This is a genomic window from Amycolatopsis sp. CA-211722 (assembly GCF_056828465.1).
Window position 1 is genome coordinate 4,973,858 of record NZ_CP184752.1, and the last position, 22,373, is coordinate 4,996,230.

Annotated in this window: 26 protein-coding genes; 13 read left to right on the forward strand and 13 right to left on the reverse strand. The window is 69.4% G+C overall.

The genetic code is table 11. The annotated features are described in order from the left end of the window. Window positions 1-31: 31 nt before the first annotated feature. Together ACOCEP_RS24070 and ACOCEP_RS24075 are read right to left on the reverse strand one after the other, a co-directional pair. Window positions 32-694: a response regulator gene (locus tag ACOCEP_RS24070; protein ID WP_482331243.1), complete on the reverse strand. Its 663-nt coding sequence runs from the start codon at window positions 692-694 to the stop codon at window positions 32-34. Next, window positions 691-1,890: a sensor histidine kinase gene (locus tag ACOCEP_RS24075; protein WP_482331244.1), complete on the reverse strand. Its 1,200-nt coding sequence runs from the start codon at window positions 1,888-1,890 to the stop codon at window positions 691-693. Before ACOCEP_RS24075 ends, ACOCEP_RS24070 begins: the two co-directional genes overlap by 4 nt. 110 nt (window positions 1,891-2,000) lie before the next feature. Between ACOCEP_RS24075 and ACOCEP_RS24080 the strand changes: the two genes are divergently transcribed. Further along, window positions 2,001-2,588 carry a hypothetical protein gene (locus ACOCEP_RS24080; protein ID WP_482331245.1) on the forward strand — a complete coding sequence of 196 codons (588 nt, stop codon included), beginning with the start codon at window positions 2,001-2,003 and terminating at the stop codon, window positions 2,586-2,588. After that, window positions 2,585-2,794, forward strand: a complete 210-nt coding sequence (locus ACOCEP_RS24085; RefSeq protein WP_482331246.1) for a hypothetical protein — start codon at window positions 2,585-2,587, stop codon at window positions 2,792-2,794. The genes ACOCEP_RS24080 and ACOCEP_RS24085 overlap by 4 nt, the downstream gene beginning before the upstream one ends. Here ACOCEP_RS24085 and ACOCEP_RS24090 read toward each other — a convergent pair. Beyond that, window positions 2,786-3,973 (reverse strand): hypothetical protein, encoded by a 1,188-nt coding sequence (locus ACOCEP_RS24090; RefSeq protein ID WP_482331247.1) that lies wholly within the window; start codon window positions 3,971-3,973, stop codon window positions 2,786-2,788. The genes ACOCEP_RS24085 and ACOCEP_RS24090 overlap by 9 nt on opposite strands. Beyond that, window positions 3,970-4,761, reverse strand: a complete 792-nt coding sequence (locus ACOCEP_RS24095; RefSeq protein WP_482331248.1) for a class I SAM-dependent methyltransferase — start codon at window positions 4,759-4,761, stop codon at window positions 3,970-3,972. Before ACOCEP_RS24095 ends, ACOCEP_RS24090 begins: the two co-directional genes overlap by 4 nt. A 63-nt stretch (window positions 4,762-4,824) precedes the next feature. On the opposite strand from ACOCEP_RS24095, the gene ACOCEP_RS24100 reads away from it, so the two are divergent. Both ACOCEP_RS24100 and ACOCEP_RS24105 read left to right on the forward strand, forming a co-directional pair. Further along, the gene (locus ACOCEP_RS24100) at window positions 4,825-5,202 is read left to right on the forward strand and encodes a hypothetical protein (RefSeq protein WP_482331249.1); all 378 of its coding nucleotides are present in this window, start codon (window positions 4,825-4,827) and stop codon (window positions 5,200-5,202) included. A gap of 46 nt (window positions 5,203-5,248) precedes the next feature. Beyond that, window positions 5,249-6,448, forward strand: coding sequence for a hypothetical protein (locus ACOCEP_RS24105; protein ID WP_482331250.1), 1,200 nt, complete (start codon window positions 5,249-5,251; stop codon window positions 6,446-6,448). Window positions 6,449-6,488: 40 nt separating this feature from the next. Here ACOCEP_RS24105 and ACOCEP_RS24110 read toward each other — a convergent pair whose 3' ends face one another. From ACOCEP_RS24110 to ppgK, 3 genes are all read right to left on the reverse strand, one after another. After that, a complete protein-coding gene (locus ACOCEP_RS24110) occupies window positions 6,489-7,007 on the reverse strand; it encodes a pyridoxamine 5'-phosphate oxidase family protein (RefSeq protein WP_482331251.1) in 519 nt (172 codons plus the stop codon). Between the two features lie 93 nt (window positions 7,008-7,100). Next, on the reverse strand, window positions 7,101-8,501 hold the full coding sequence (locus ACOCEP_RS24115; protein ID WP_482331252.1) for an RNA polymerase sigma factor: 1,401 nt from the start codon (window positions 8,499-8,501) through the stop codon (window positions 7,101-7,103). A 246-nt stretch (window positions 8,502-8,747) separates the two neighbouring features. Next, on the reverse strand, window positions 8,748-9,509 hold the full coding sequence (gene ppgK / locus ACOCEP_RS24120) for a polyphosphate--glucose phosphotransferase (RefSeq protein ID WP_482339809.1): 762 nt from the start codon (window positions 9,507-9,509) through the stop codon (window positions 8,748-8,750). A 67-nt stretch (window positions 9,510-9,576) separates the two neighbouring features. Here ppgK and ACOCEP_RS24125 point away from each other — a divergent pair, with 67 nt between their 5' ends. Next, window positions 9,577-10,395 (forward strand): inositol monophosphatase family protein, encoded by an 819-nt coding sequence (locus ACOCEP_RS24125; RefSeq protein WP_482331253.1) that lies wholly within the window; start codon window positions 9,577-9,579, stop codon window positions 10,393-10,395. Window positions 10,396-10,465: 70 nt separating this feature from the next. Here the strand turns inward: ACOCEP_RS24125 and cei are convergent, their stop codons facing one another. Beyond that, window positions 10,466-11,149: an envelope integrity protein Cei gene (gene cei / locus ACOCEP_RS24130; RefSeq protein WP_482331254.1), complete on the reverse strand. Its 684-nt coding sequence runs from the start codon at window positions 11,147-11,149 to the stop codon at window positions 10,466-10,468. Window positions 11,150-11,603: 454 nt separating this feature from the next. Here cei and ACOCEP_RS24135 point away from each other — a divergent pair, with 454 nt between their 5' ends. Then, complete coding sequence (locus ACOCEP_RS24135; protein WP_005164528.1) at window positions 11,604-11,912, forward strand: DUF4193 domain-containing protein; 309 nt, start codon at window positions 11,604-11,606, stop codon at window positions 11,910-11,912. Window positions 11,913-11,999: 87 nt separating this feature from the next. Here the strand turns inward: ACOCEP_RS24135 and ACOCEP_RS24140 are convergent, their stop codons facing one another. After that, complete coding sequence (locus ACOCEP_RS24140) at window positions 12,000-12,500, reverse strand: DUF3093 domain-containing protein (RefSeq protein ID WP_482331255.1); 501 nt, start codon at window positions 12,498-12,500, stop codon at window positions 12,000-12,002. Between the two features lie 24 nt (window positions 12,501-12,524). Between ACOCEP_RS24140 and dut the strand changes: the two genes are divergently transcribed. Continuing rightward, a complete protein-coding gene (gene dut, locus ACOCEP_RS24145; protein ID WP_482331256.1) occupies window positions 12,525-13,007 on the forward strand; it encodes a dUTP diphosphatase in 483 nt (160 codons plus the stop codon). Then, window positions 13,007-13,660: a DUF3710 domain-containing protein gene (locus ACOCEP_RS24150; RefSeq protein ID WP_482331257.1), complete on the forward strand. Its 654-nt coding sequence runs from the start codon at window positions 13,007-13,009 to the stop codon at window positions 13,658-13,660. Before dut ends, ACOCEP_RS24150 begins: the two co-directional genes overlap by 1 nt. Here ACOCEP_RS24150 and ACOCEP_RS24155 read toward each other — a convergent pair. Continuing rightward, window positions 13,657-14,364 (reverse strand): alpha/beta fold hydrolase, encoded by a 708-nt coding sequence (locus tag ACOCEP_RS24155; RefSeq protein WP_482331258.1) that lies wholly within the window; start codon window positions 14,362-14,364, stop codon window positions 13,657-13,659. The two genes, ACOCEP_RS24150 and ACOCEP_RS24155, sit on opposite strands and share 4 nt — an antisense overlap. Before the next feature lie 103 nt (window positions 14,365-14,467). On the opposite strand from ACOCEP_RS24155, the gene ACOCEP_RS24160 reads away from it, so the two are divergent. Both ACOCEP_RS24160 and ACOCEP_RS24165 read left to right on the forward strand, forming a co-directional pair. Next, on the forward strand, window positions 14,468-14,848 hold the full coding sequence (locus ACOCEP_RS24160) for an OB-fold nucleic acid binding domain-containing protein (protein WP_192745386.1): 381 nt from the start codon (window positions 14,468-14,470) through the stop codon (window positions 14,846-14,848). 9 nt (window positions 14,849-14,857) lie between these two features. Further along, window positions 14,858-15,586 carry a DUF3159 domain-containing protein gene (locus tag ACOCEP_RS24165; RefSeq protein ID WP_482331259.1) on the forward strand — a complete coding sequence of 243 codons (729 nt, stop codon included), beginning with the start codon at window positions 14,858-14,860 and terminating at the stop codon, window positions 15,584-15,586. Here ACOCEP_RS24165 and ACOCEP_RS24170 read toward each other — a convergent pair. Then, window positions 15,583-16,239, reverse strand: coding sequence for a potassium channel family protein (locus tag ACOCEP_RS24170; protein ID WP_125780267.1), 657 nt, complete (start codon window positions 16,237-16,239; stop codon window positions 15,583-15,585). The genes ACOCEP_RS24165 and ACOCEP_RS24170 overlap by 4 nt on opposite strands. Then, complete coding sequence (locus ACOCEP_RS24175) at window positions 16,239-16,904, reverse strand: potassium channel family protein (protein WP_482331260.1); 666 nt, start codon at window positions 16,902-16,904, stop codon at window positions 16,239-16,241. Before ACOCEP_RS24175 ends, ACOCEP_RS24170 begins: the two co-directional genes overlap by 1 nt. Window positions 16,905-17,056: 152 nt before the next feature. Here ACOCEP_RS24175 and ACOCEP_RS24180 point away from each other — a divergent pair, with 152 nt between their 5' ends. From ACOCEP_RS24180 to ACOCEP_RS24190, 3 genes are all read left to right on the forward strand, one after another. Beyond that, window positions 17,057-19,084, forward strand: coding sequence for an APC family permease (locus ACOCEP_RS24180; RefSeq protein WP_482331262.1), 2,028 nt, complete (start codon window positions 17,057-17,059; stop codon window positions 19,082-19,084). Then, window positions 19,081-20,286, forward strand: a complete 1,206-nt coding sequence (locus ACOCEP_RS24185; protein ID WP_482331263.1) for a class I SAM-dependent RNA methyltransferase — start codon at window positions 19,081-19,083, stop codon at window positions 20,284-20,286. Before ACOCEP_RS24180 ends, ACOCEP_RS24185 begins: the two co-directional genes overlap by 4 nt. 191 nt (window positions 20,287-20,477) lie before the next feature. After that, a complete protein-coding gene (locus ACOCEP_RS24190; protein WP_482331264.1) occupies window positions 20,478-20,822 on the forward strand; it encodes a hypothetical protein in 345 nt (114 codons plus the stop codon). A 132-nt stretch (window positions 20,823-20,954) separates the two neighbouring features. On the opposite strand, the gene ACOCEP_RS24195 is transcribed toward ACOCEP_RS24190, so the two are convergent. Next, window positions 20,955-22,211 (reverse strand): HNH endonuclease signature motif containing protein, encoded by a 1,257-nt coding sequence (locus tag ACOCEP_RS24195; RefSeq protein ID WP_482331265.1) that lies wholly within the window; start codon window positions 22,209-22,211, stop codon window positions 20,955-20,957. Between the last annotated feature and the right edge of the window lie 162 nt (window positions 22,212-22,373).

Consider the following 22,373-nt stretch of genomic DNA (forward strand, 5'->3'; position numbering starts at 1 on the left):
ATCCCCGGCCACCTCGCAGATCGGTGGGAACTCACCCGTCCAGCACGACACCGTTCTCCTGCGCGAGGATCGCCGCCTGCACCCGCGACCGCAGCTCCAGCTTCGTCAGCACCCGGGAGACGTGGGTCTTCACCGTGGTCTCGCCGATGTGCAGCCGGGTCCCGATCTGCGCGTTGGACAGGCCGCCGCCCAGGCACGCCAGCACTTCGCGCTCGCGTTCGGTGAGGTCTTCGAGCCCGTCGGGGACCAGCGAAGGCTCACGGGTCCCGGCGGCGAAGGCGGCGATCAGCTTCCGCGTGACCTGCGGGGCGAGCACTCCTTCGCCCGCCGCGACCAGTTTCACCGCCTCGATCAGCCGCGACGCCTCGACCGACTTCAGCAGGAACCCGGCCGCGCCCGCCCGGAGCGCGGCGTGGACGTACTCGTCGAGGTCGAAGGTCGTCAGCACGAGGACCTCGCACAACCCCTCCGCGGTCAGCTCCCGCGTGGCCGCGATGCCGTCGACGCCGGGCATGCGCACGTCCATCAGCACGACGTCCGGTTTCAGCGCCTTCGCCTGGCGGACGGCGGTGGCGCCGTCCGCCGCTTCGCCGACCACCTCGATCCCCTCGGCGTTGCCGAGGATCATCATCAACCCGGCGCGGATGGCGCCGTGGTCGTCGGCGACCAGCACCTTGATGTTCCCGTCGCTCAAGACCCCTCCAGAGGCAGTTCGGCACGGACCAGCCAGCCGCCGCCGGACGGCCCGGCGGCGAGGGTGCCGCCCACCGCGGCGGCGCGTTCCCGCATGTTCAGCAGGCCGAGTCCGGTCCCGCCGTCGTCAGCCGAGCCGGAGCCGGGACGAAGATCGTTGCGCACTTCGACGGTGAGTATGCCTCCGTCGGCGCGGATGTCGAGCACGGCCCGGCCACCCGCGGCGTGTTTGGCCGCGTTGGTGAGCGCCTCCTGCGCGATCCGGTACGCGGTCAGATCGACCGCGGCGGGCAGGTGGGCGGCTTGGCCGGGGCTGGAACCGATCTCGACCTCCAGCCCGCTCGCGCGCGCGGATTCGACCAGTTTGGACAGTTCGGCCAGCCGGGCGGGCGCGGTCGGTTCGATCTCGGCGTCCCCGGTGGCGGGATCCGCGCGCAGCAGCCCGATCATCGCGCGCATCTCGTCCAGCGCGCTCACACTGTTCTCCCGCACCGATTCCAGGACCTTCCTCGACAGCTTCGGGTCGGCGGTGGCCATCGACAGCGCGGCCTCGGACTGGATCGCGATCGCCGAGAGATGCCCGGCGATCACGTCGTGCAGATCCCGCGCCATCTTCGAGCGTTCCCCCGCGACGGCGGCCTTCCGGTCCAGTTCGCCGATCGTGGCCAGCTGGACCGCGTTCGCCCGCTCGCTGTCGGCGATGTCCCGCTGCTGACGCACGTTGGCCGCCCACCACACCGGGGTGACCAGGAACGGCAGGAGGGCGAACGCGGCGAGGATCGCGGTGCGCCACTGCGCGGAGAAGAGGAGCGCCAGGCAGACCACCCCGATGGTGCCGATCGCGGCGACGCCGATCATCAGCCTGCTGGTGCGCCGCGAGCCGTAGAGCGTCGTCGCGTACAGGAAATCGGTGAAGACGATGAGGATCGGGAGCGACGGGCCGAACGTGACGTCCACGGCGAGCACGCCCAGCGCGCAGATCAGCGCCAGCGGGACCTTGCGGCGCAGCATCTCCAGCCCGCACAGCACGGTCAGCTCGCTCAGCCGGATCCACAGTGGCGTGTCGTCGGGGCCCGCCAGCAGCACCTGCATCCCGCTCACGTAGACCAGCACGCCGAGGACCCAGGTGCCGAAGGCGATGACGAGGTCCTGTTTCCATTCGGCGAGGTGGTTCAGGCGCGGGACGAACGTGGGCACCGCCCCATCCCAGCACACCGGGACGGGCCACGGGGTCCTACTAACTGATGACGGCGATCTCGTGCCGTACGCCGACGCGGGGGACCGGCGCGGTGGGCGAGGCTTACCGCGTGAACAAGATCTGGGACTTCATCGCGGAAAACCCGATGGCGGCCGTGGTCGCCGGCGGGGAGATCGGTTTCTGGGTCGCCATCGTCGCCGGCCTCGTGGCCCGCTATCCGCTGAAGCTGAAGCGGACCAGTGTCGTGCTGCTGCTCCTGACCCCGGTGATCGACCTCGTCGTGCTGGTCGCGACGGTCATCGACCTGCGCAACGGCGCCACGGCGAACTTCGTGCACGGCCTCGCCGCGGTGTACCTGGGCTTCAGCGTCGTTTTCGGGCATTCGATGATCAAGTGGGCCGACGTCCGGTTCGCCCACCGGTTCGCGGGCGGGCCGCCACCGCCGCCCAAGCCGAGGGGCCGGGAAAAGCTGCGCGCCGAATGGCGTGACTGGTTCAAATGCGTGCTGGCCTGCGGGCTGGCCGCGGGCGTGCTGCTCCTGCTGATCTTCATGGTCGGCGACACCGAGCAGGTCGACCCGTTGTGGGGCTGGCTGCCGAGGCTGGGGGTCGTGACGGCCATCTGGTTCGCCACCGGGCCGCTGTGGCAGGAACTCTCCCTCAAGGACGAGAGGGTCAAGGAAGGGGCTCGACGATGATCGAACTACTGGGAATCGTCCTGCTGGTGCAGGGCGGGGGCGGGCTGATCAACCGGCTGCTCGGCAGCGACGACCCGAGCTGGTTCGTGCAGCTCCATCTGCTCCCGCCGGGGATGCACGTGGTGGCGAGCGCGCTGATGGTGGCCGGGGGCGTGGGGCTGCTGTTCGGCGAGCGGGCCCGCAAACAGCGCCGCCGGTCAGAGTGAGACCACCACCTGGAGGACGCCGAGGACGATGGTGACGACCGTCAGGACGACGGTGACCACGGTGAGCCGCGTGACCCGCGAGCTCACCGTGTTCTCGTAGGCGTACCGGGTCTCCTCGTCCATCGCCTCGGCCTGGCGGTCGAGCTGGGCGATGATCCGCTCCACGCCCATGCTGGTGACCAGCCGGCGCTCCAGCGAATCGATCTCGGGCGGCAGTACCGAATGCAGCATCTCGAGGATGTCGTCGAGCGAGCCGCGCAGCAGCCGGGTGCGGCTCCCGGACTTCTTCATCGACGCCAGCCACTGGTCGGCGAGCGCCATCCGGATCAGGACGCGTTCGAGGATGAAGAGCATCCCGTGGTCGAGCCCGCCGATCTCGCTGTCGATGCCGAAGTACGGTTCGGCGGCGCCGAACGGGCCGCGCATCAGCTCGTCCTGGTGCTCGACGTAGTCGGAGTCCTTGCTGTTGAGGCACACGATCCCGCCCGCCATCGTGTAGGCGGCGACGAACGAGCGCGTGCCCCACGACGGGCCGAGCGCGTCCCTCGCGACCTCACGGGGCACGAACCGCCAGCCCTCGTCGCTGGTCGCCAGCCCGTAGTACGGCCGGGGATCGGCGGCGACCCGCTGGGCGGGCGGATGCCCGTCGTGGGACCGCAGCTCGACACACCAGCCCTTGCGGCCGAGCCCCTCGGTGAGGCCGCAGCCCCTGGTCAGATCCTCGAAGATATGCGTGACGGTCTTGAGCAGCGAGGGGAACGTCTTCTCGCCGTAGCCGCCGTGCAGCCCGTTCTCCCCGTTCGTCGTCTCCCGGCCCTGAAGGCTTTGCAGGACGGCGATGGCGAGATCGAACTCGGCCGCGGGGCCGTCCGCCGCGCCGGTGATCGTGGTGGCGAGGACCAGCGTCATCGCGTGATAGGCGGGATGCCAGGTGACCACGAGCTCGCACGGCAGGCCGGCCGCGCCGACACGGATCGACATCCTGCGTTTGCGCAGGACCCGTCTTCGCGGCGGTCGCGTGTAACTGGCCAGGAAGTTCTCCGCCGCCGTCCACTCCTCGCCGAGTTTTCCGTCGAGGTGGGCCAGCAGCCCTCGGTCCCGGCCGCCGTCCAGCACCTTCCCGGCCTCCCGCTCCGACAGCGGGACCGCCCACGCGAAGGTGAGGAGCAGCGCGGTCATCCGCGGCGCAGCAGGGTGATCAGGTCCCGGCCGAGATGGCGGCGCAGGGGGCCGGAGGCGTTGACCAGTTCGTCGCGGTCGATGTGCTCGTCGGCCGGGCCGAGATCGTCGAGCACGTGGTACGTCCATTCCCACTCGGTGCGCCAGCCCGCCTCGGCCGCGTCGGCGGCGACCTCCTCGGGATCGAGGTGGCGAACCGGGAGCGCCGGGCCTCCGTCATGCAGCGCTTTGTCGAACTCTTCGCGCGAAACGCGGCGGGAGCGGACTCCGGTGCCCGCTTCGACGCTGTCGAGGCTGAACGCGCCCCGCCCGATCGGTGACCGGCTGTAGGCCAGCACCAGGACGCCGCCGGGCGCGGTGACCCCGGCCAGCCGGCGCAGGATCGGTCCGACGTCCGGTGTCGGCACGTGCTGGATGACGTGACTGCACAGCACGAGGTCGTACGGGCCGCCGTCCAGTCCGGTGATCGGCGAGACCGTGAAGGAGAAATCGGTGTCCGCGACGGCGGTTCCGCGCGCCTTGGCCAGCCTGTCCGGGTCCGGGTCCGCGGCGGTGACGACGGCGGAGAACCGCGCGAGCCAGGGGAGGAGGCGGCCTTCTCCGCAGCCGGCGTCGAGCGCCTTGACTTCTTCGCGCGGGCCGAGGATCGCGGTGAGCTCTTCGGCGACCTTGCCGAGCGCGCGGTCCTCACTGGCGGTCCAGTAGCCGTCGTAGGGTTCGTGCCGTCGGATGAAGGCGCCGGTGACGTGGTCGCCGGTGTCCGGGTAGCGGTAGCTCTCGGTCAGCACAGTCGCGAATATAGCCCGGATTCGCGGGTTCTCCGGCGCTCCGCGCGGGATTACCATCGAGTCGTGGCCATCGGGCCTGTCGCGCTGTACGCCGTTGTCGCCGTGGCGCCTTCGGTTCTTTTCTGGTGCGCGCTGAAGGTCCCCGCGGTGGTGCGCCGGTGGCGCCGCCGCCGTGAACCCGAGATCCCGGCGGGCCCGCCCATCGAGAAACTCGCCGCCGATCTGCGCCGGGTGCACCGCCTGCTGGCGGAGCTTCCGTCCGGTGCTTCCGCCGTCCGCCGGTACGGCACCAGGCAGGCGTACGACGCGCTGCTCGTCCAAGCCTGCCGGGAGGTCGAGGTCGACCACCGGCTGGACACCCTGCCGGAGGGTTTCGAGCGGGAGATCGAACGGCTGCGGATCGAGGAATCCCTGGCCGAGCGCGGGCTTTCGGTGTCCTGACGGGATTTGTATCGAAAGTATGCGCGCGGCCGGGAGGCTCGCGGGTATGAAGAGGCTGGGACTTCTCGCCGCGCTCCTGCTGGTGTTCGGGCTCATCCCCGGGGTCGCGTCGGCCGCGGCCGCGTTCCCGAAGATGGCCGCCGCCACGGTCGACGGCTTCCGCTGGACGTCGGGTTCGACGTTCGGCACCTACGGCGCCCGGATCGCCGCGCTGGAGAAGCACCTCCCGGCTCGCGGGCTGCCGGAGATCCTGTCGTCGGCGAACCGGAAGGCACGGCCGCTGTGCCACGCCACGTATCTCGCGACGGCGCTGAAACCGGCCGGATTCTGCTGGGAAGACGCGAACGACGACAAGACCAACGACTGGATCCCGCAGGGACTGACCGGTTCCGGCGACGCGGACGCGGCGACCGGGAAGGTCGGCGGCAAACGGGTCGTCGCGACGTCCTGGCACACCCCCGGCGACACCATGGTCCGGCTGTCCTTTGTGGACGCGGACGGACTGGGCTACCGGCACGTGCTGCTCGTCGAACCGACGTCGGACGACAACTTCGCCGTCGTGCGAGGACACGGGCACGGCATGACCTGGATCGGGAACCGGCTGTTCGTCGCGACCACCGGGGGAGTGGTGCGGGTCTTCGACACCACGCACTTCTGGAAGGTCGACGACAGCTCCGGCGTCGTCGGGAAGGGCCCGGACGGCAAGTACCACGCGGCGTTCTACGACTACGCGATGCCGCAGATCGGCGCGTACTGGTATCCGGGAGGCGGCGCCTGCACCAACGCGCCCGGGACGCGGCCGTGTCTCGCGACGATGTCGTTCGACCACGGCGACGGCTCGATCGTGACCGCGGAGCACATCCCGAACGCGGCGGGCGGCCGGGTGCTGCGGTGGCCGTTCGACCGCGCGACCGGCCTGCCCAAGGTGTCCGCCGACGGCACCGTGCACGCGAAGGAGGGTTTCGTGTCGCCGGTGTGGGGCATGCAGGGAGCGGTGGCGCGCAACGGGTATTTCGTGCTGACCGGTGTTTGCCCCGAGTACGCCGGGGTGGCGGGCGACCATCCTTCGTGCCTGCACGGCGGGGTCGGCGGCACCTCGACGTCGCGGCTGAGCGGCCGCGCGCCGGTGAACTCGCAGAACCTGTCGTACTGGCCGGCGACCGGGGAGCTGTGGCTGATGAACGAGCAGCTGCGGGAACGGGTGACCGTGCACGTCCCGTGGACCACCCTGACGGGGAGGTCGTGAGTGGTAAGGACGGTTCTAACCGTCCTTACCACTCACGAGATCACGGGGCGAAGTCCCAGCGGGTGGCGCCATGGGGTTCGGCGCTCGCCACGCCGATCGCCCGCCGCAGGGTGAGGCGGTACAGATACCAGGGCGGCGGTCCCGCGCTCGGTGCGCTGAAGGGGGCCGTGAGCGTGTCGCCCTCCACCGTCGCGGGCCAGCCGCCCGTCCGGTAGACCGCCGCCACGCGTTCCAGCGTCGCCGGGTCGGTGACGCGGTGGGCCTCGCCCTCCAGCGTGAGGTCGATTCCCCGCAACCGCACCGAAACGGCGCACGCCGGGTTCGCGGCCAGGTTGCGGGACCGGCGCGTGCCCGGCCCGCCTTTGAAGTACAGGGCGTCGTCCACCCAGACGGCGCCGACGCCCGCGGAATGCGGCCGCCCGTCGGGACGCACGGTGGTCACGAAGAAGGTCAGGTCGGCGGTCGGGGTGTCCTCGGCGAGGACGTCCCGCGCGCGGCTCCAGGGGAGTTCCGCGGATCCGTAGCGGTCGAGGTTCTTGGTGGCGTGAGGGTTCGTCATACCCACGCGTCGAACGGGCGGGCTCCGATTCGACACCGGACGCGAAAAACCCCGCCACCGAAACGGTGACGGGGTCTTCCGTGAACCCTGGGCTCAGTCCAGGTAGTCGCGCAGGACCTGCGAACGCGACGGGTGGCGCAGCTTCGACATCGTCTTCGACTCGATCTGCCGGATGCGTTCACGGGTCACCCCGTACACCTGGCCGATCTCGTCGAGCGTGCGCGGCTGGCCGTCGGTGAGGCCGAACCGCAGCCGCACCACACCCGCCTCACGTTCGGACAGCGTCTGCAGCACCGACTGGAGCTGGTCCTGCAGCAACGTGAACGACACCGCGTCGACCGCGACGACGGCCTCGGAGTCCTCGATGAAGTCACCGAGCTGCGAGTCGCCCTCGTCGCCGATGGTCTGGTCGAGCGAGATCGGCTCGCGGGCGTACTGCTGGATCTCGAGGACCTTCTCCGGGGAGATGTCCATTTCCTTCGCGAGCTCTTCGGGGGTGGGCTCGCGACCGAGGTCCTGCAGCAGTTCACGCTGTATGCGGCCGAGCTTGTTGATGACCTCGACCATGTGCACCGGGATACGGATGGTGCGGGCCTGGTCGGCCATCGCGCGGGTGATCGCCTGACGGATCCACCAGGTGGCGTACGTGGAGAACTTGTAGCCCTTGGTGTAGTCGAACTTCTCGACCGCGCGGATCAGACCGAGGTTGCCCTCCTGGATCAGGTCCAGGAACGCCATGCCGCGGCCGGTGTAACGCTTGGCCAGCGAGACCACGAGCCGGAGGTTCGCCTCCAGGAGGTGGTTCTTCGCCCGCTCACCGTCGCGCACGATCCACTTGAGGTCGCGCCGCATCTGGGTGACGAGCTTCTCGCCTTCCTCCTCGGCGTTGCGGACGCGCTCGGCGGCGTAGAGCCCGGCCTCGATGCGCTTGGCGAGCTCCACCTCCTCCTCGGCGTTCAGCAGGGCGACCTTGCCGATCTGCTTGAGGTACGCGCGGACCGAGTCGGCCGAAGCGGTGAGCTCGGCGTCCTTGCGAGCCTGGCGCAGCGCCTCGGACTCCTCCTCGTCCCAGACGAAGTCCGGGTTGTCGGAGGTCTTTCCGGCGTTCTTGTCGGTCGAGGTGCGGCGCCCGCGGGCGGGCGTCTCTTCGACGTCCTCGTCGGACTCCGCGTCCTCTTCCGTCTCCTCGGTGACGGAAGCGTCGACGACGTCCACCTCGACCTCTTCGAGGTCGGACAGATCCGGGGTCTCGAGGTCGGCCTCGTCGAGGTCGCCGGGACCGTCTTCCGGGTCGCCGTCTTCTGTCTTGGCACCCTTGGTGGTGGGTTTCTTGGCCGGAGCCTTCTTCGCCGGGGCCTTCTTCGCGCCGGCCGCCTTGGCGGCGGTCTTGCGCGCCGCGGGCTTCGCCGCGTCGGTGGCTGCCTCGTCGGCCGGCTCGCCGGCTGCGGTCGCTGTCTTCGTCCCGCTTCGGGTTGCGGTTCTTGCGGCTGCCACTTACGCCCTTTCGCAGCGGTCGATCATGACGAGCCGAGGCGTGATGGTCTCGGCTGCCTCAAACTTCGGGGAACACCCCTCGGCCTGCGGTTTCCCTTGTTCTCCTGGGTGCCGCCGCCGTGGGCCGTGTTCCATTGTAACGACGATACGTGACAGCGTCGCGGCGCGGACCACCACCCGGCGGGCGCGACACGCCGTGCGACCCGCCGAAGTGACATCCGAGGCGCGGATGTCAGCGTGCGCGCGTCAGTGCTCGATCCCCTCCGCGGCGGCGGCTGCCGCGCCGACGATGCCCGCGTTGTTCTGCAACGACGCGACGATCACCGGTGTGCGGATGTCGAGCAGCGGGACCCATTTGTGCGACTTCTTGCTGACCCCGCCGCCGACGATGAACAGATCCGGCCAGATCAGGTTTTCCAGCACGGAGAGATACCTGTTCACCCGTTCCGCCCATTCGGGATACGAGAGCTCCTCGTTGTCCTTCACCGACGCCGCGGCCTTCTTCTCCGCGTCGAAGCCGTCGACCTCGATGTGGCCGAACTCGGTGTTGGGCACGAGCTTCCCATCCTGGAAGACCGCGCTGCCGATGCCGGTGCCGAAGGTCAGCAGCGCCGTCACGCCGCGCCGCGCGGCCGGGTCGCCCCAGCGGATCTCGGCCATGCCGGCGGCGTCCGCGTCGTTGAGCATCGCGATGTCGTCCACGCCGCGGCCGAGGCGCTTGGCGAAGAGGGCGTCGGCGTCGGTGCCGATCCACTTGCGGTCGATGTTGGCCGCGGTGTGCGCGACCCCCTTCTTGACCACGGCGGGCAGCGTGACACCCACCGGGCCGTCCCAGCCCGCCTGGCCGGTGATCTCGGCGACGACGTCCGCCACCGCCTCCGGGGTCGACGGCTTCGGCGTGTCGATGCGGATCCGGTCGCCGATCAGCTGTCCCCGCGCCAAGTCCACCAGCGCGCCCTTGATCCCGCTGCCGCCGATGTCGATACCGAAACCTCGGGTCGCCTCCACCACGGACGTGGTCCCTTCTCGCACGATTCAGAAGCCTGCCTCGGAGACTTTAACCGGATGTGGTGACATGGCGGACGTGGGAGTTGACGAGACGTTGCTGAAGGGTGTCGCCGAGCGTGTCGCGGGCGAGGCCGCCGAACTGGTCCGCGAGGCCTGGACCGGGATGAACGCGGGCCGCGAGGTGCGCGTGGACACCAAATCCGCCGACACCGACGTGGTGACCGCGGTGGACCACGAGTCGGAACGGCTGGTGCGCGCCCGGCTCGCCGAGCTCCGCCCGGACGACGCCGTGCTCGGCGAGGAGGGCGGCGGGATCGCCGGGGACGGGGTGACCTGGGTGGTCGACCCGATCGACGGGACGGTGAACTTCCTCTACGGGCTGCCGTGGTTCGCCGTGTCGGTGGCCGCGCAGGTCGGCGGGGTGTCGGTGGCGGGCGCCGTCGTCGAACCGGTCAGCGGGCGCCGCTGGACCGCCGCGCGGGGGCAGGGCGCGTTCCTCGACGGTCGGCCGTTGTCCGTCAACGCCCCTTCCCGGCTGGACCTGACGCTCGTCGGCACCGGATTCGCCTACAAGGTCGAACGGCGGACGAAGCAGGCGCGGTTCGTCGCCGAACTGGCGACCCGGGTGCGGGACGTCCGGCGCAACGGGGCGGCCTCGCTCGATCTGTGCGCCGTCGCGGCGGGCTGGCTGGACGCCTACGTCGAGCACGGCCTCGGACAGTGGGACTGGGCCGCCGGCGCGCTCATCGCCGCCGAGGCGGGTGCCCAGGTGTCGCTGCCCGGCGAGGACGCGGAACTGGGGCCGGACGCGACGTTCGCGGTGGCGCCGTCGATCGCGGCTCCGTTGCGCCAGGCGCTGATCGACTCGGGCGTGGGCACGATCTGAATGCTATGAACGGTCCGTTCCTTGCAAAATTTGCAAGGAACGGACCGTTCATAGCGCTTGAGAGAGCGGGTCAGCAGGGGGTTTCGCGGGCGGCCTTCAGCAGTGCCTGGTCGATCACCGGGGCACCGCCGCCCGCGGACTGCTCACCGCCGCCACTGCCCTGCTGCGCCTTCGACCACTTCGCGAGCTGGTCGAGCACCTGGCGCGCCTCCGCCTTCGGGCGGATGTCGCCGAGCAGGGTGCCGGTGGTGAACGTGACCGAGGCGTCCTTGCGGTTGTCCTTGACCAGTTCGGCGCACGGGACCACCAGGCTCAGCGTGCGGGCCGCGGCGGCGCCGTTCTCACCGAAGCGGATCTGGCCGCGGCACTTGGCTTCGGCCTTCTCGTAGGCCGGATCGACGTCCGGTTCGACGATCTGGGCGAAGCCGAGTTCCTTCAGCGTGCTGGTGACGATGCCGCCCTGGCCGCGGACCTGGGATCCGTTGAGCACCTGGACGGCGACCTTGTCCGGCGGCACCGGCGCGCGGTCGTCGAGACCGTTGTGCGCCATCGGCGTGTAGGTGACACCTTCCTGGGGGACGGGCGGCGGATCGCAGCGGACCCTGGCGTCGATGTCGGACCTGCTCGCGACGACGTTCACCCAGACGATGACCGCGCCCAAGGCCATCACCCCGATGACGATGAGCGCGGGCAGCGGCTTGCGCTTGCGATACGGCCTCGCCCCGCGGTCCCCGATGCCGTTCCCCGACGCCACCTGCCAGTCCCTTCCCCAAAGCCCGGATCCCCGGACGGTGCTTCATCTCACCATCGTGTCCGATCAGCCTATGCGTTGCGGCGGAGGTGATCGGCGCGGGCCTCCGGATAGCACCACGCCTTGGCCACTCCGGGCAAGCGACCGGGCCCAAGGGGTGAGGTACCCGACGCGGGGGCAACCCATTCGGACGACAAGCGTCTTGACAGCAGGCTTCCCCCTGTTGGGTGACGTAATCGCGGCAATGTCTGACTCGTTGCAGAGCCGGTATCAGCGTGAGCTACCCTTCGCGGGCTCAGGCGGCAGTAAGAGGCGCAAAAGAGAGACCTCGCTCACTGCCCAGCCGGGCACAAACAGGGGCGCTGGGACGTTAACCAGCGGCACGAAGGACTCACGAGCCGCGCGCTCGCGGGTCCGGGCCAATCGACATCGAAAGCATCGCAGGGGTGAGGGATCAATGGCGACCGACTACGACGCTCCGCGCCGCAGCGAAGCCGACGAGCTGGCCGAAGACTCGTTGGAAGAGCTGAAGGCAAGGCGTAACGAAAACCAGTCCGGCGTCGTGGACGTCGACGAAGACGCGACCGCCGAGAACTTCGAGCTGCCGGGCGCGGACCTCTCCGGACTTTCCGGTGAGGACCTGACCGTCAAGGTCGTGCCCAAGCAGGCCGACGAGTTCACCTGCTCCGTCTGCTTCCTGGTGCACCACCGCAGCAGGCTGGCCGAGGAGAGTGGCGGACGGCTCATCTGCCGCGACTGCGCCTGAGCCTACGGGCACAGGGGACGGCGCGACAGGGGCTTCGGGGACTGAAACAGGAACAAAGGGGGCCGACCGGGTGGTCGGCCCCCTTTCCTATGCCTGGGGCTTCGAGACGGGATGGCGCAGCAGCGCGGCCACCTTCTCCGGGTGCCGGGTGCTGAACAGCCAGTACGGCGTCGGGTCGTCGGGGTCGGTGAGCCAGACGCGCACGACCGGCCCGACCCAGCCCCGGTGCAGCACGAACGCCGCCGGATCCGCGTCGCGGCCGAGCGCCTTGCGCTTCGCTTCCTTGTCGATGACGTCGACGTCGCCGACGAACTCGAGCGGCAGATGCGCGTCGCGCAGCCACAGCTCCGGCTCGGCGCCGCCGGTCACCCGGACGCGAGACCGGCCGAGTGAGACCATCAGCGCGATCACCGCGGGGATCAGCACCACGTAGGGCAGCCAGCCGCGGAGCCCGGGGTAGCCCATGTCGATCTCCGCCGCCAGCAGCCCGCCGCCCAGCAGCGGCAACGGCCAGCCCCACCACGGGACATAGAGCCGCTCTGAATGCTTGACGTCGCCGCCTTCGGCCGCGCTCACACTTTCAACCACCTCTTCAGGGTAGTCTCGCCGCCCGTGTCCACCGTTCAGGTACTGCTTTCCCGGATCGATCCTTCGGTCCCCCTTCCCGCCTACGCGCGCCCCGGCGACGCGGGCGCCGACCTCGTCACCACCTCGGATCTCGTGCTCGCGCCCGGTGAACGCGGCGTGGTCGGCACGGGCGTCGCGATCGCGCTGCCGCCCGGCTACGCGGGCTTCGTCCACCCGCGCTCGGGGCTCGCCGCCCGCGTCGGCCTCTCGGTCGTCAACACCCCGGGCACGATCGACTCCGGGTACCGCGGTGAGATCCGCGTCTGCCTGATCAACCATGATCTCTCCGAGAAGGTCGTGCTCACCCGCGGCGACCGGATCGCGCAGCTGGTCGTGCAACGGGTCGAACAGGCCGAGTTCGTCGAGGTCGCCGAGCTCGATCCGTCCGAGCGCGGCGAGGGAGGGTATGGCTCCACAGGTGGACACGCCACACTGGGAGCCGGAGCCAGGGAAGGAACGGAGAACTAGTGGGGATTTTCGGACGCAAGCGCGCGAAGCCGACCGGACGGCACGCCGCGCCCGAGGTCGACGAGCGTCCCATCGCCGACGACGCCGACGAGGAGATCGAGCCGCAGCTGTCGGAGACCTCCGACGGCCCCTTCGACCTCGCCGACGCGCCCGAGGACGGCATCCCGCGGATCGACCTCGGTTCGGTGAAGGTGCCGGTGCCCGACGGTTCCCAGGTCCAGGTCGAAATGGACCCGGAGAGCGGCGGTGTCCGCGCGGTGCACGTCGTCACCGAGCAGGGCCAGATCACCGTCAGCGGCTACGCGGCGCCCCGGTCCGGCGGCCTGTGGAAGGACGTCAGCACCGAGCTCACCGAGCAGCTGCGAGCCGACGGCGCCAAGGTCTCGGTCGGCATGGGGGAGTGGGGGCTGGAGCTGTCCGCGATCGTCGGCGACGTCGCGCTGCGGTTCGTCGGGGTCGACGGCCCGCGCTGGATGCTCCGCGGCGTCATCGCCGGGCCGCAGTCGCAGGCGTCGCAGGCGCCCGCCGTGCTGCGGGAGATCGTGCGGCACACCATCGTCGACCGCGGTGACGCGCCGATGCCGGTCCGCACCCCGCTGACCATCACGCTGCCCGACGCCGTCGCGCAGCACATCGCCGAGCAGCAGGGCTAGCGGGCTTTCAGCCAGGCCAGGACGGTCGCCCGGCCCAGGGATTCCCGGTCCGCGCCGAGGGCGGTGAGCGTCGACTCGCCGACCTCGGCGCGTGGCAGGGCGTCCGCCCAGGCGCGGGCGATCTCCGCCGGATGGATCGGATCGTCCACGCACGCGCCGATCCCCGCGGGCACGTCGAGACCTTCGAGGTCGTCGAGCGACGGCGCGGGATGGCCCGCCGCCGTCCGGAGGCTCGCCGCCAAGCCGTCACCGTGCCTCCGCCACGCGCGGCCGAGCTCCGCCGCGAGCCACTCCGGGACGCCGTCGGAGGATTTCGCCAGGGCGCCGTCGACCCCGTTTTCGGCCACCAGATCCGCTGACAGGCGCGCGGCGAGCGACGCGGGTGCTCGTCCGGCCGGGCCGTTCCAGGCCGGGAGAGCGGCCAGCAGGCCGGTGCAGCGGCCCGGATTCCGCGCCGCCCACTCCGCCGACAGGTGCGCGCCGAACGAGATGCCGCCCACGAGCAGCGGACCGTGCTCGTCGGCCAGCCTGTCGAGCTCAGCGAGATAGCCCTCAGCGAGCCTCTCGCCGGGAGGCGGCGGCGGGGCGATCAACCGGATGCCGAGCGCCCGCAGCGGACCGCCGAACACGGCGCGCGCGAACACTTCGTCGGACCCGGTGCCGGGGAGTACTACTGCCGTCGTAGGCGGAATAGCGGAGGTCACGTTGCGATCTTCTCCCAAACCCGTTGTCCTGGTCCGAGCACAGTTACGCTGGATTACGCACGGGCCGTTCAAGTCGGGGGCCCCGGAGCACAGGAGCACCGTTATGTCCGCCAAAGACGGCGGCTACTTCAGCCGGCTGGTCCGCAAGCTGACCAGCGACGTCGAGGATCTCGACGCCGACGATCTGTCCGAAGAATCCGAGGCCGGCGGAGCGCAGCGCGCCTGCGACTGCCGGTCGGGTCAAGAGGTGACGGTGCTCGGGAGACTCCGCAGCGTGGAGCTCTGCCCGACCAACGAGGCGGCGACCCTGCAGGCCGAGCTGTTCGACGGCACACAGGGTGTGACGCTAATCTGGCTCGGACGCCGCCGGATCCCCGGGATCGAACCCGGGCGAACCATCAAGGTGCGCGGCCGGATGGCCGAACGTGATGGTCAGAAGGTGCTGTACAACCCCTATTACGAACTTCAGAGCCCTGTGAGTTGATCCCGCATCGTGACTGAACCCGTCGGCGGCGAAGAGAAGACCGAAGACAAGAAGCCCCAGCCCACCCTGCTGGAACAGATGGGCGGGCTGTCCGGACTGTTCTATTCCTCGCTGCCGGTCATCGTGTTCGTGATCGCGAACGCGATCTTCGGGCTCACGGTGGGGATCTGGGCCGCGGTGGGCAGCGCGGTGGCGATCACCGTGCTGCGGATCGTCCGCAAGGAGCCGCTGCAGCCCGCGATCTCCGGGTTCTTCGGGGTGGCGATCGCGGCGTTCATCGCCTACCGGACCGGTTCGGCCAAGGGCTTCTTCCTGTTCGGCATCTGGACGAGCCTGGTGTACTGCGGTGTCTTCGTGCTCTCGATCGTCGTCCGCTGGCCGCTCGCCGGCGTGGTGTGGAACGCGCTCAACGGCAGCGGGCACGCCTGGCGCAAGGACAAGAAGTCGCTGATCTCGTACTCGATCGCGACCGGCGCCATGGCGCTGATCTTCGGCGCCCGGTTCGTCGTGCAGCGCTGGCTGTACGACGAGGACTACACCGGCTGGCTGGCCTTCGCGAAGATCGCGATGGGCTACCCGCTGTACGCGCTCGGCCTGCTCACGGTCGTCTGGGCGGTGCGGCGTTCGGACAAGCACCTCAAGGCGCTGGCCGAAGAGGCTCCGCGTGAGGAGACCGACGAAGAGGTCGAGGCGCGCCTGCGCGCGAAGTACGCGCAGGCACCCGCCGTCGACAACTAATAACCCAGCGCGGTCCGGATCTCCGGCTCCACGTCCGACGTCGCCACGAACAGCAGCTCGTCGCCCGGCTCCAGCGGGTCTTCCGGCTGCGGCACGATCACCCGGTCGCCGCGCAGGATCGTCACCAGCGCGGCGTCACGCGGCAGGTTGAGCTCGCTGACCGCCTTGCCCGCCAGCGGCGTCTCCTCCGGGAGGGTGAGCTCGACGAGGTTGGCCTGGCTCTGGCGGAACGTCATCAGCCGCACCAGATCGCCGACGCTCACCGCCTCCTCGACCATCGCCGCGAGCATCCGCGGGGTCGACACGGCGACGTCGACCCCCCAGGCGTCGTTGAACAGCCATTCGTTGGCCGGGTTGTTCACCCGCGCCACCACCCGGCGCACCGCGAACTCGGTCTTCGCCAGCAGCGAGACCACCAGGTTCGCCTTGTCGTCGCCGGTCGCGGCGATCACGACGTCGCACTCCTCGATCCCGGACTCCTCCAGGATCGACACCTCGCACGCGTCGCCCAGCACCCAATCCGCCTGCTCCACGGTGTGCGGCTCGAACTGGTCGGCCTCACGCTCGATGAGCATCACCTGGTGCCGTCCGTCGATCAGCTCCGCGGCGATCGACCGGCCCACCGCGCCGGCCCCGGCAATCGCGACCCGCATCAGTTCTCCTCTTCCGGTTCGCGAGCGGCGACGGTGGTCACGTCGCTGACGGTGCCCGATTTCGCGGCGACGTACACGACGTCGTCGGCCTGGATCACGGCCTTGGTGTCGGGCAGGACGGCGGTGCCGAACCGCATGATGAACGCGACCCGCGCGCCGGTGGTGTCCTGCAGTTCCCGCACGCTGCGCCCGACCCAGCCCTCGTTCAGCGGCAGCTGCAGCAACGCCACGCTGCCGGACGGGTCCCGCCACACCGAGGCGACGCCGTCGGGGAGGAGGGTGCGCAGGAACCGGTCGGTCGTCCACGGCACGGTCGCCACGGTCGGGATGCCGAGCCGTTCGTAGACCGCCGCGCGTTTGTGGTCGTAGATCCGGGCGACGACCTTGTCGATGCCGAAGTTCTCCCTGGCCACGCGCGCCGAGATGATGTTGGAGTTGTCGCCACTCGACACCGCCGCGAAGGCTCCCGCGCGTTCGATCCCGGCCTCGATCAGCACCTGCCGGTCGAAGCCGACGCCGACCACCTGCTGACCGTGGAAATCACTGCCGAGCCGCCGGAACGCCTGCTGGGTCTTGTCGATGATGGCGACTTCGTGCCCCAGCCGCTCCAGCGCCGCGGCAAGGGATGCGCCTACCCGGCCGCATCCCATGATCACCACGTGCACGCCCTGCCTCCTTAGTCGTCGGACGTTCACCCGTCCGCAGGTACCCAGACATACCAGCGCCGAACCTACCGTGAGCACCGCCCGTTACCTCCACCATCCTCCCCTCCGCCACCCTCAACGGAGACGCGGTGCGTCACAGTTAGTCTTCCCAGGTGTCGAAGTTCCCGACCGTATTGAAGCGGCTCGTCCTCGGACGTCCATTCCGGAGTGACCGCCTCTCGCATACGCTGCTGCCGAAGCGCATCGCGCTGCCGATTTTCGCGTCCGACGCGTTGTCGAGCGTCGCCTACGCGCCTGAGGAAATCTTTCTGACCCTCAGCGTCGCCGGTTTGTCGGCGTACGCGTTCGCGCCGTGGATCGGCGTCGCCGTCGCGCTCGTCATGCTGGTCGTGGTGGCGTCCTATCGGCAGAACGTGCACGCCTATCCCAGTGGCGGCGGCGACTACGAAGTCGCGAACACCAACCTGGGCGGCAAATTCGGTCTCACCGTCGCCAGCGCGCTGCTGGTCGACTACGTGCTCACCGTCGCGGTGTCGACGTCGTCCGGCGTGGCGAACATCGGGTCCGCCATTCCGTGGGTGGCGCAGCACAAGGTGATCGCCGCGGTCATCATCGTGGTCGTGCTGACCGCGCTGAATCTGCGCGGAGTTCGCGAATCGGGCAAAGCGTTCGCCATCCCGACCTACGGGTTCATCATCGGCATCCTCGGCATGGTGATCTGGGGTCTGATCGAGGCGGCCTCCGGCGCCGACATGCGCGCCGAGAGCGCGGACTTCCAGTTGCACGAAGAAGCCTCTTTGACCGGTTTCGCGTTCTTCTTCCTGCTGCTGCGCACGTTCTCCTCCGGTGCGGCGGCACTGACCGGGGTCGAGGCGATCAGCAACGGTGTCCCGGCGTTCCAGAAGCCGAAATCGAAGAACGCCGCGACCACCCTGCTGATGATGGGCGTGCTCGCGGTGACGATGCTGGTCGGCATCATCACGCTGGCGATCATCACCGACGTCAAATTCGCCGAGCACCCGGAAACGCAGCTCACCGGCACCCCGGCGGGCTACGAGCAGAAGACGATCGTCGCGCAGATCGCGCAGGCGGTGTTCGCCGACTTCACCCCCGCGTTCTACTACATCTCCTTCGCCACCGGCATCATCCTGCTGCTGGCCGCGAACACCGCGTTCAACGGTTTCCCGGTGCTCGGCTCGATCCTCGCGCAGGACCGTTACCTGCCGCGTCAGCTGCACACCCGGGGCGACCGGCTGGCCTTCTCGAACGGCATCCTGTTCCTCTCGGCGTTCGCGCTGGTGCTGATCATCGCGTTCGACGCCGAGGTCACCAAGCTCATCCAGCTCTACATCGTGGGCGTGTTCGTCTCGTTCACGGTGAGCCAGGCGGGCATGATCCGGCACTGGAACCGGCTGCTGGCCAGGGAAACCGATCCGGCGGTGCGGCGGCGGATGCGGCGTTCGCAGACGGTGAACGCGATCGGCCTCACCATGACCGGCACCGTGCTGATCATCGTGCTGGTGACGAAGTTCCTGCTCGGCGCCTGGATCGCGATCGCGGCCATGGTGGCGATCTACGTGCTGATGACCGCCATCCGGAAGCACTACGACCGGGTCGCCGAGGAACTGCGCGAGATGGACCGCAAACCGACCGTATTGCCTTCGCGCAACCACGCGATCGTGCTGATTTCGAAACTGCACCTGCCGACCCTGCGCGCGCTTTCCTACGCCAAGGCCGTGCGGCCGGACGTCCTCGAAGCCGTCACGGTGAACGTCGACGACGTCGAGACCCGCAAACTCGTCCAGGAATGGGACGACCACAATTTCAAGGTGCCGCTGAAGGTGATCGAATCGCCGTACCGCGAGATCACGAAACCGGTGCTGGACTACGTGAAGCGCGTCCGCGGCGACAATCCGCGCAACGTGGTGACCGTGTTCATCCCCGAGTACGTGGTCGGGCACTGGTGGGAGCAGGTCCTGCACAACCAGAGCGCGCTGCGGCTCAAGGGCAGGCTCCTGTTCCAGCCCGGCGTCATGGTCACCAGCGTGCCTTGGCAGCTCGAATCGTCGGAAAAGGCGATCAAACGCGACCGGAAGGCCCGCCCGGCGGCGGGCGACGTGCGGCGCGGGTTCTCCCCGGTCGTCAAGCAACCCGAGAAAACTAAGGACAAAGCAGAATGAGTGTGGACGCGTCGACCGGCACCTGGCTCGGACGAACCATCGAGCTGGAGGTCGGCGCGGTCGCGCACGGCGGCCACTGCGTCGCGCGGGCGGAGGGCCGGGTCGTGTTCGTGCGGCACGCGCTGCCCGGTGAGCGGGTCCTGGCCTCGGTCACCGAGGACAAGGGCGGTTCGTTCTGCCGCGCCGACGCCGTCGAGGTCCTGCAGGCATCGCCCGAACGCGTGGAGCCGCCGTGCCCGCTCGCGGCGCCGGGGGAGTGCGGCGGCTGCGACTGGCAGCACGCCACGCCCGAGCATCAGCGTGAGCTCAAGGCCGCGGTGGTCATGGAACAGCTGAAGCGGCTCGCCGGGATCGAGCGCGACGTCGTCGTCGAAGCGCTCGACGGCGGCCCGCTGGACTGGCGCAGCCGCGTCCGGCTCGTCGCGGGCAAGGACGGCAAGGCGGGCTTCCGGGCGCACCACAGTCACCGCGTGATCGCGATCGAAGACTGCCCGATCACCGTCCCGGGCGCGCTCGACGACGTCGTGTCACGCAACTGGCGGCCCGGCAGCGAAATCGAGGTCACCAAGGACAGCGAGGGGCAAGTGCACCTTCGCGACCTGTCCACGGTCCACGGGAAGGCCCGGTCGAGGCAGCTGGCGGGCGGCATCGCCGTACAGCACGCCGCCGGCCGCGACTGGCGCCTGGACGCCCACGGCTTCTGGCAGGTCCACCCGGCCGCCGCCGACGCGCTCGCCGCCGTCGTCGCGGAATGGGCGGAGGCGCCGCGCGACGGCGTGGCCTGGGACCTGTACGCCGGCGTCGGCCTCTTCGCGTCCGTGCTCGCTTCGCAGGTCGGCCCGCGCGGACGGGTCCTGGCCATCGAATCAGGACGGCGTGCCGTCGCCGACGGCGAGGAGAACCTGGCCGACCTCCCGCAGGTCCGCTGGCGCTCCGGCCGCGTCGAACACCTGCTGGCCGATGCCCCCAAACCGGTGGACGTCGTCGTCCTCGACCCGCCGCGCAAGGGCGCGGGCAAGGCCGTCGTGGAGTCCATTGTGGAGGGATCCCCGGACCGGATCGTCTACGTGGCGTGCGACCCGGCCGCCTTGGCGCGCGACATCGCGCTGTTCAAGGAGCACGGATACGGGCTGGTGGATCTGCGCGCTTTCGACGCTTTCCCGATGACGCACCACGTCGAATGCGTTGCGTTGCTGCAATAATTCCGGATTTGTAATCCGTCGGAATGGTGTGGCCTCGTTCGGCTTGTCCGGGCGTTGTCGTGCTCGCTAACTTTCTCAAATCATGAACTATCTTACTTCGGTCTGTGGCGACTGTGATGGAAAAGGTTGTTCCGGCTGTGACGGGCACGGCACGATCACCATTGTGGAGGACTGATCGAATGGAACCCTCAATGCTTCCTCCTGGTATCACGGCGCAGGAGATCAGTTACCGCAGCGGCCGGAAGCAAGTGATCTACACGGCGCCCTATCCTTCCGAGGGGCCGGTGCTCGCGCGTGATCTGCTGGGCAGGCAGGCGTGGATGTTCATGTACGCGCATTTCGTCTTCACCTGGGTGGAAGGCGCGGTCCAGGTGCAGGTCAGTCACGGAACCCTGAGCGGGCCGAAGATGCCGCTGTGGAAGGGGATCAGTATTCCCGCGTATTGGTCGGGCCCCGCGTTGGCCGAGTTCGGACGGGCATGGGCGCTGGACCAGATGACGGGGAACCGGGGAACTCCGGCGGCCATTCACCTTTGAGGAAAAGGCCTGTGGTCTGGGTACGTGTCGCGAAAGTGGCTTTCGCGACGCGCAAGCGTCTGGGCTGAATAGGGGCATGCCGAGGAGCCCGTCGCCGGTGCGGTCGGCGGGCTCCTCGGGATGGGGCGAAGGTCAGGTCACGACGCGATGGAGGGTGTTGCGCCGTGGCACCTGTAGTGGGTCGAGGTATTGGGGCGGCACGAATTCCGGTATCCCCTCGGGCGCCATCCGGACCTGCCAGTCACCGTGGTGGATGAGCCGGTGGTGGAAGGAGCAAAGCAGGACCAGGTTCCGAAGATCGGTCGGGCCGCCGTCGGCCCAGTGCCGAATATGATGCGCGTGGCAGTGTTTCGGCGCTCGATGGCAGCCAGGGAACGCGCAGCCGCCGTCGCGGATGTTCAGGGCCCGGCGCTGGCCGGGGGTGACGAAACGTTTCATCCGTCCGACGTCGAGGGGTTCGCCGGCGGCGCCGAGCACCACCGGGATCATCAGGCAGTCGCAGGCGGCCAGCCGGGCTTCGCGGGCGGTGATCCGGCCGACGAAGTCGAGGCACGCGGTCCCGAGTCCGGTCTTCAGCGCATCGAGCCCGACGGTCACGTGCACCAGCGTGCGGTAGCCGGAGGTGCCCGGCTGGTCGGGGCAGGCGATGGCGAGGTCGAGGAGTTCGGCCCACGCGTCGCCTCGGCGCTGGGGCATGGTCCGGTGGTCGGCCTGGCCGAACTCGTCGACGGGCCGCTTCGCCGCGTAGGCGTCCAGGGCGGCCGCGGTGCGGGCGCCGGTTTCGGGGTCGAGCAAGCCGGAGAGCTTCCAGAAGCCGTCCTTGCGGCGCTCGACGAACACCTCGCGGCGTGGCGGCTTCGGTTCTGGGTCCTTCGGCTCGTTCCCGTCGGGGTCGAGGTGTGCGAGCAGATCGGCTCCGGCCTCGGCGATCTGTTTCGGTCCGGCGTCGCGGGCGAGGTCGGCGAGGATCTTCTCCGCCCCGGCTCGGTCCTCCACGGGCACGTCGGACGGGATCTTGCGCAGGATCTCCAGGATCAGGTCGATGTGCTGCTCCCCGAGCGCGCCGTCCTCGGCCGCGGCGGCGGTCGCGGGCGCGAACACGGCAACCTCGCCACCGACGCACGGCGCTGGGTTCAAGGCCAGAGCCCGGTTCACCATGTCTTGCGCGTCGCCCCGGGAGATTCGGGCGACGTCGGCGAGCCACGACGCCGCGCTCCCGTAGCCGAACAAGTCTTCCGCGCCCCGCGACTCGATCTCCGCCAGGAACTTCCCCAGCCCGGCGGAGGCCACTCTCATGACCTGCAGCAGGTGCGTCACGCCATGGGCAAGCTCCAGCTTGCCGGCGCGCCACAGCTCCTGCGGCAGTTCGGGAATGGTTGTCTCGGGCACGTCTCCATATTACCGAAAAATGCACAGGGAATCATTCGTAATTTTCAGCAACAATGGTAATTGCACGTTTGCCACTGATGGGTGATTTGAGTGCTGGGCGTCGTGACTCTCGCGATTCGTGAAGGTCCAGTACCTCCTGGTCCGAAGTCCGTGAAGGCCTCC

Excerpts from the sequence above, each read along its gene's own strand:
- ACOCEP_RS24085 (WP_482331246.1), top strand. The coding sequence starts at position 2,585 with ATGATCGAACTACTGGGAATCGTCCTGCTGGTGCAGGGCGGGGGCGGG.
- ACOCEP_RS24090 (WP_482331247.1), bottom strand. The coding sequence starts at position 3,973 with ATGACCGCGCTGCTCCTCACCTTCGCGTGGGCGGTCCCGCTGTCGGAG.
- ACOCEP_RS24105 (WP_482331250.1), top strand. The coding sequence starts at position 5,249 with ATGAAGAGGCTGGGACTTCTCGCCGCGCTCCTGCTGGTGTTCGGGCTC.
- ACOCEP_RS24110 (WP_482331251.1), bottom strand. The coding sequence starts at position 7,007 with ATGACGAACCCTCACGCCACCAAGAACCTCGACCGCTACGGATCCGCG.
- ACOCEP_RS24125 (WP_482331253.1), top strand. The coding sequence starts at position 9,577 with ATGGCGGACGTGGGAGTTGACGAGACGTTGCTGAAGGGTGTCGCCGAG.
- ACOCEP_RS24135 (WP_005164528.1), top strand. The coding sequence starts at position 11,604 with ATGGCGACCGACTACGACGCTCCGCGCCGCAGCGAAGCCGACGAGCTG.
- ACOCEP_RS24160 (WP_192745386.1), top strand. The coding sequence starts at position 14,468 with ATGTCCGCCAAAGACGGCGGCTACTTCAGCCGGCTGGTCCGCAAGCTG.
- ACOCEP_RS24170 (WP_125780267.1), bottom strand. The coding sequence starts at position 16,239 with ATGCGGGTCGCGATTGCCGGGGCCGGCGCGGTGGGCCGGTCGATCGCC.
- ACOCEP_RS24185 (WP_482331263.1), top strand. The coding sequence starts at position 19,081 with ATGAGTGTGGACGCGTCGACCGGCACCTGGCTCGGACGAACCATCGAG.
- ACOCEP_RS24190 (WP_482331264.1), top strand. The coding sequence starts at position 20,478 with ATGCTTCCTCCTGGTATCACGGCGCAGGAGATCAGTTACCGCAGCGGC.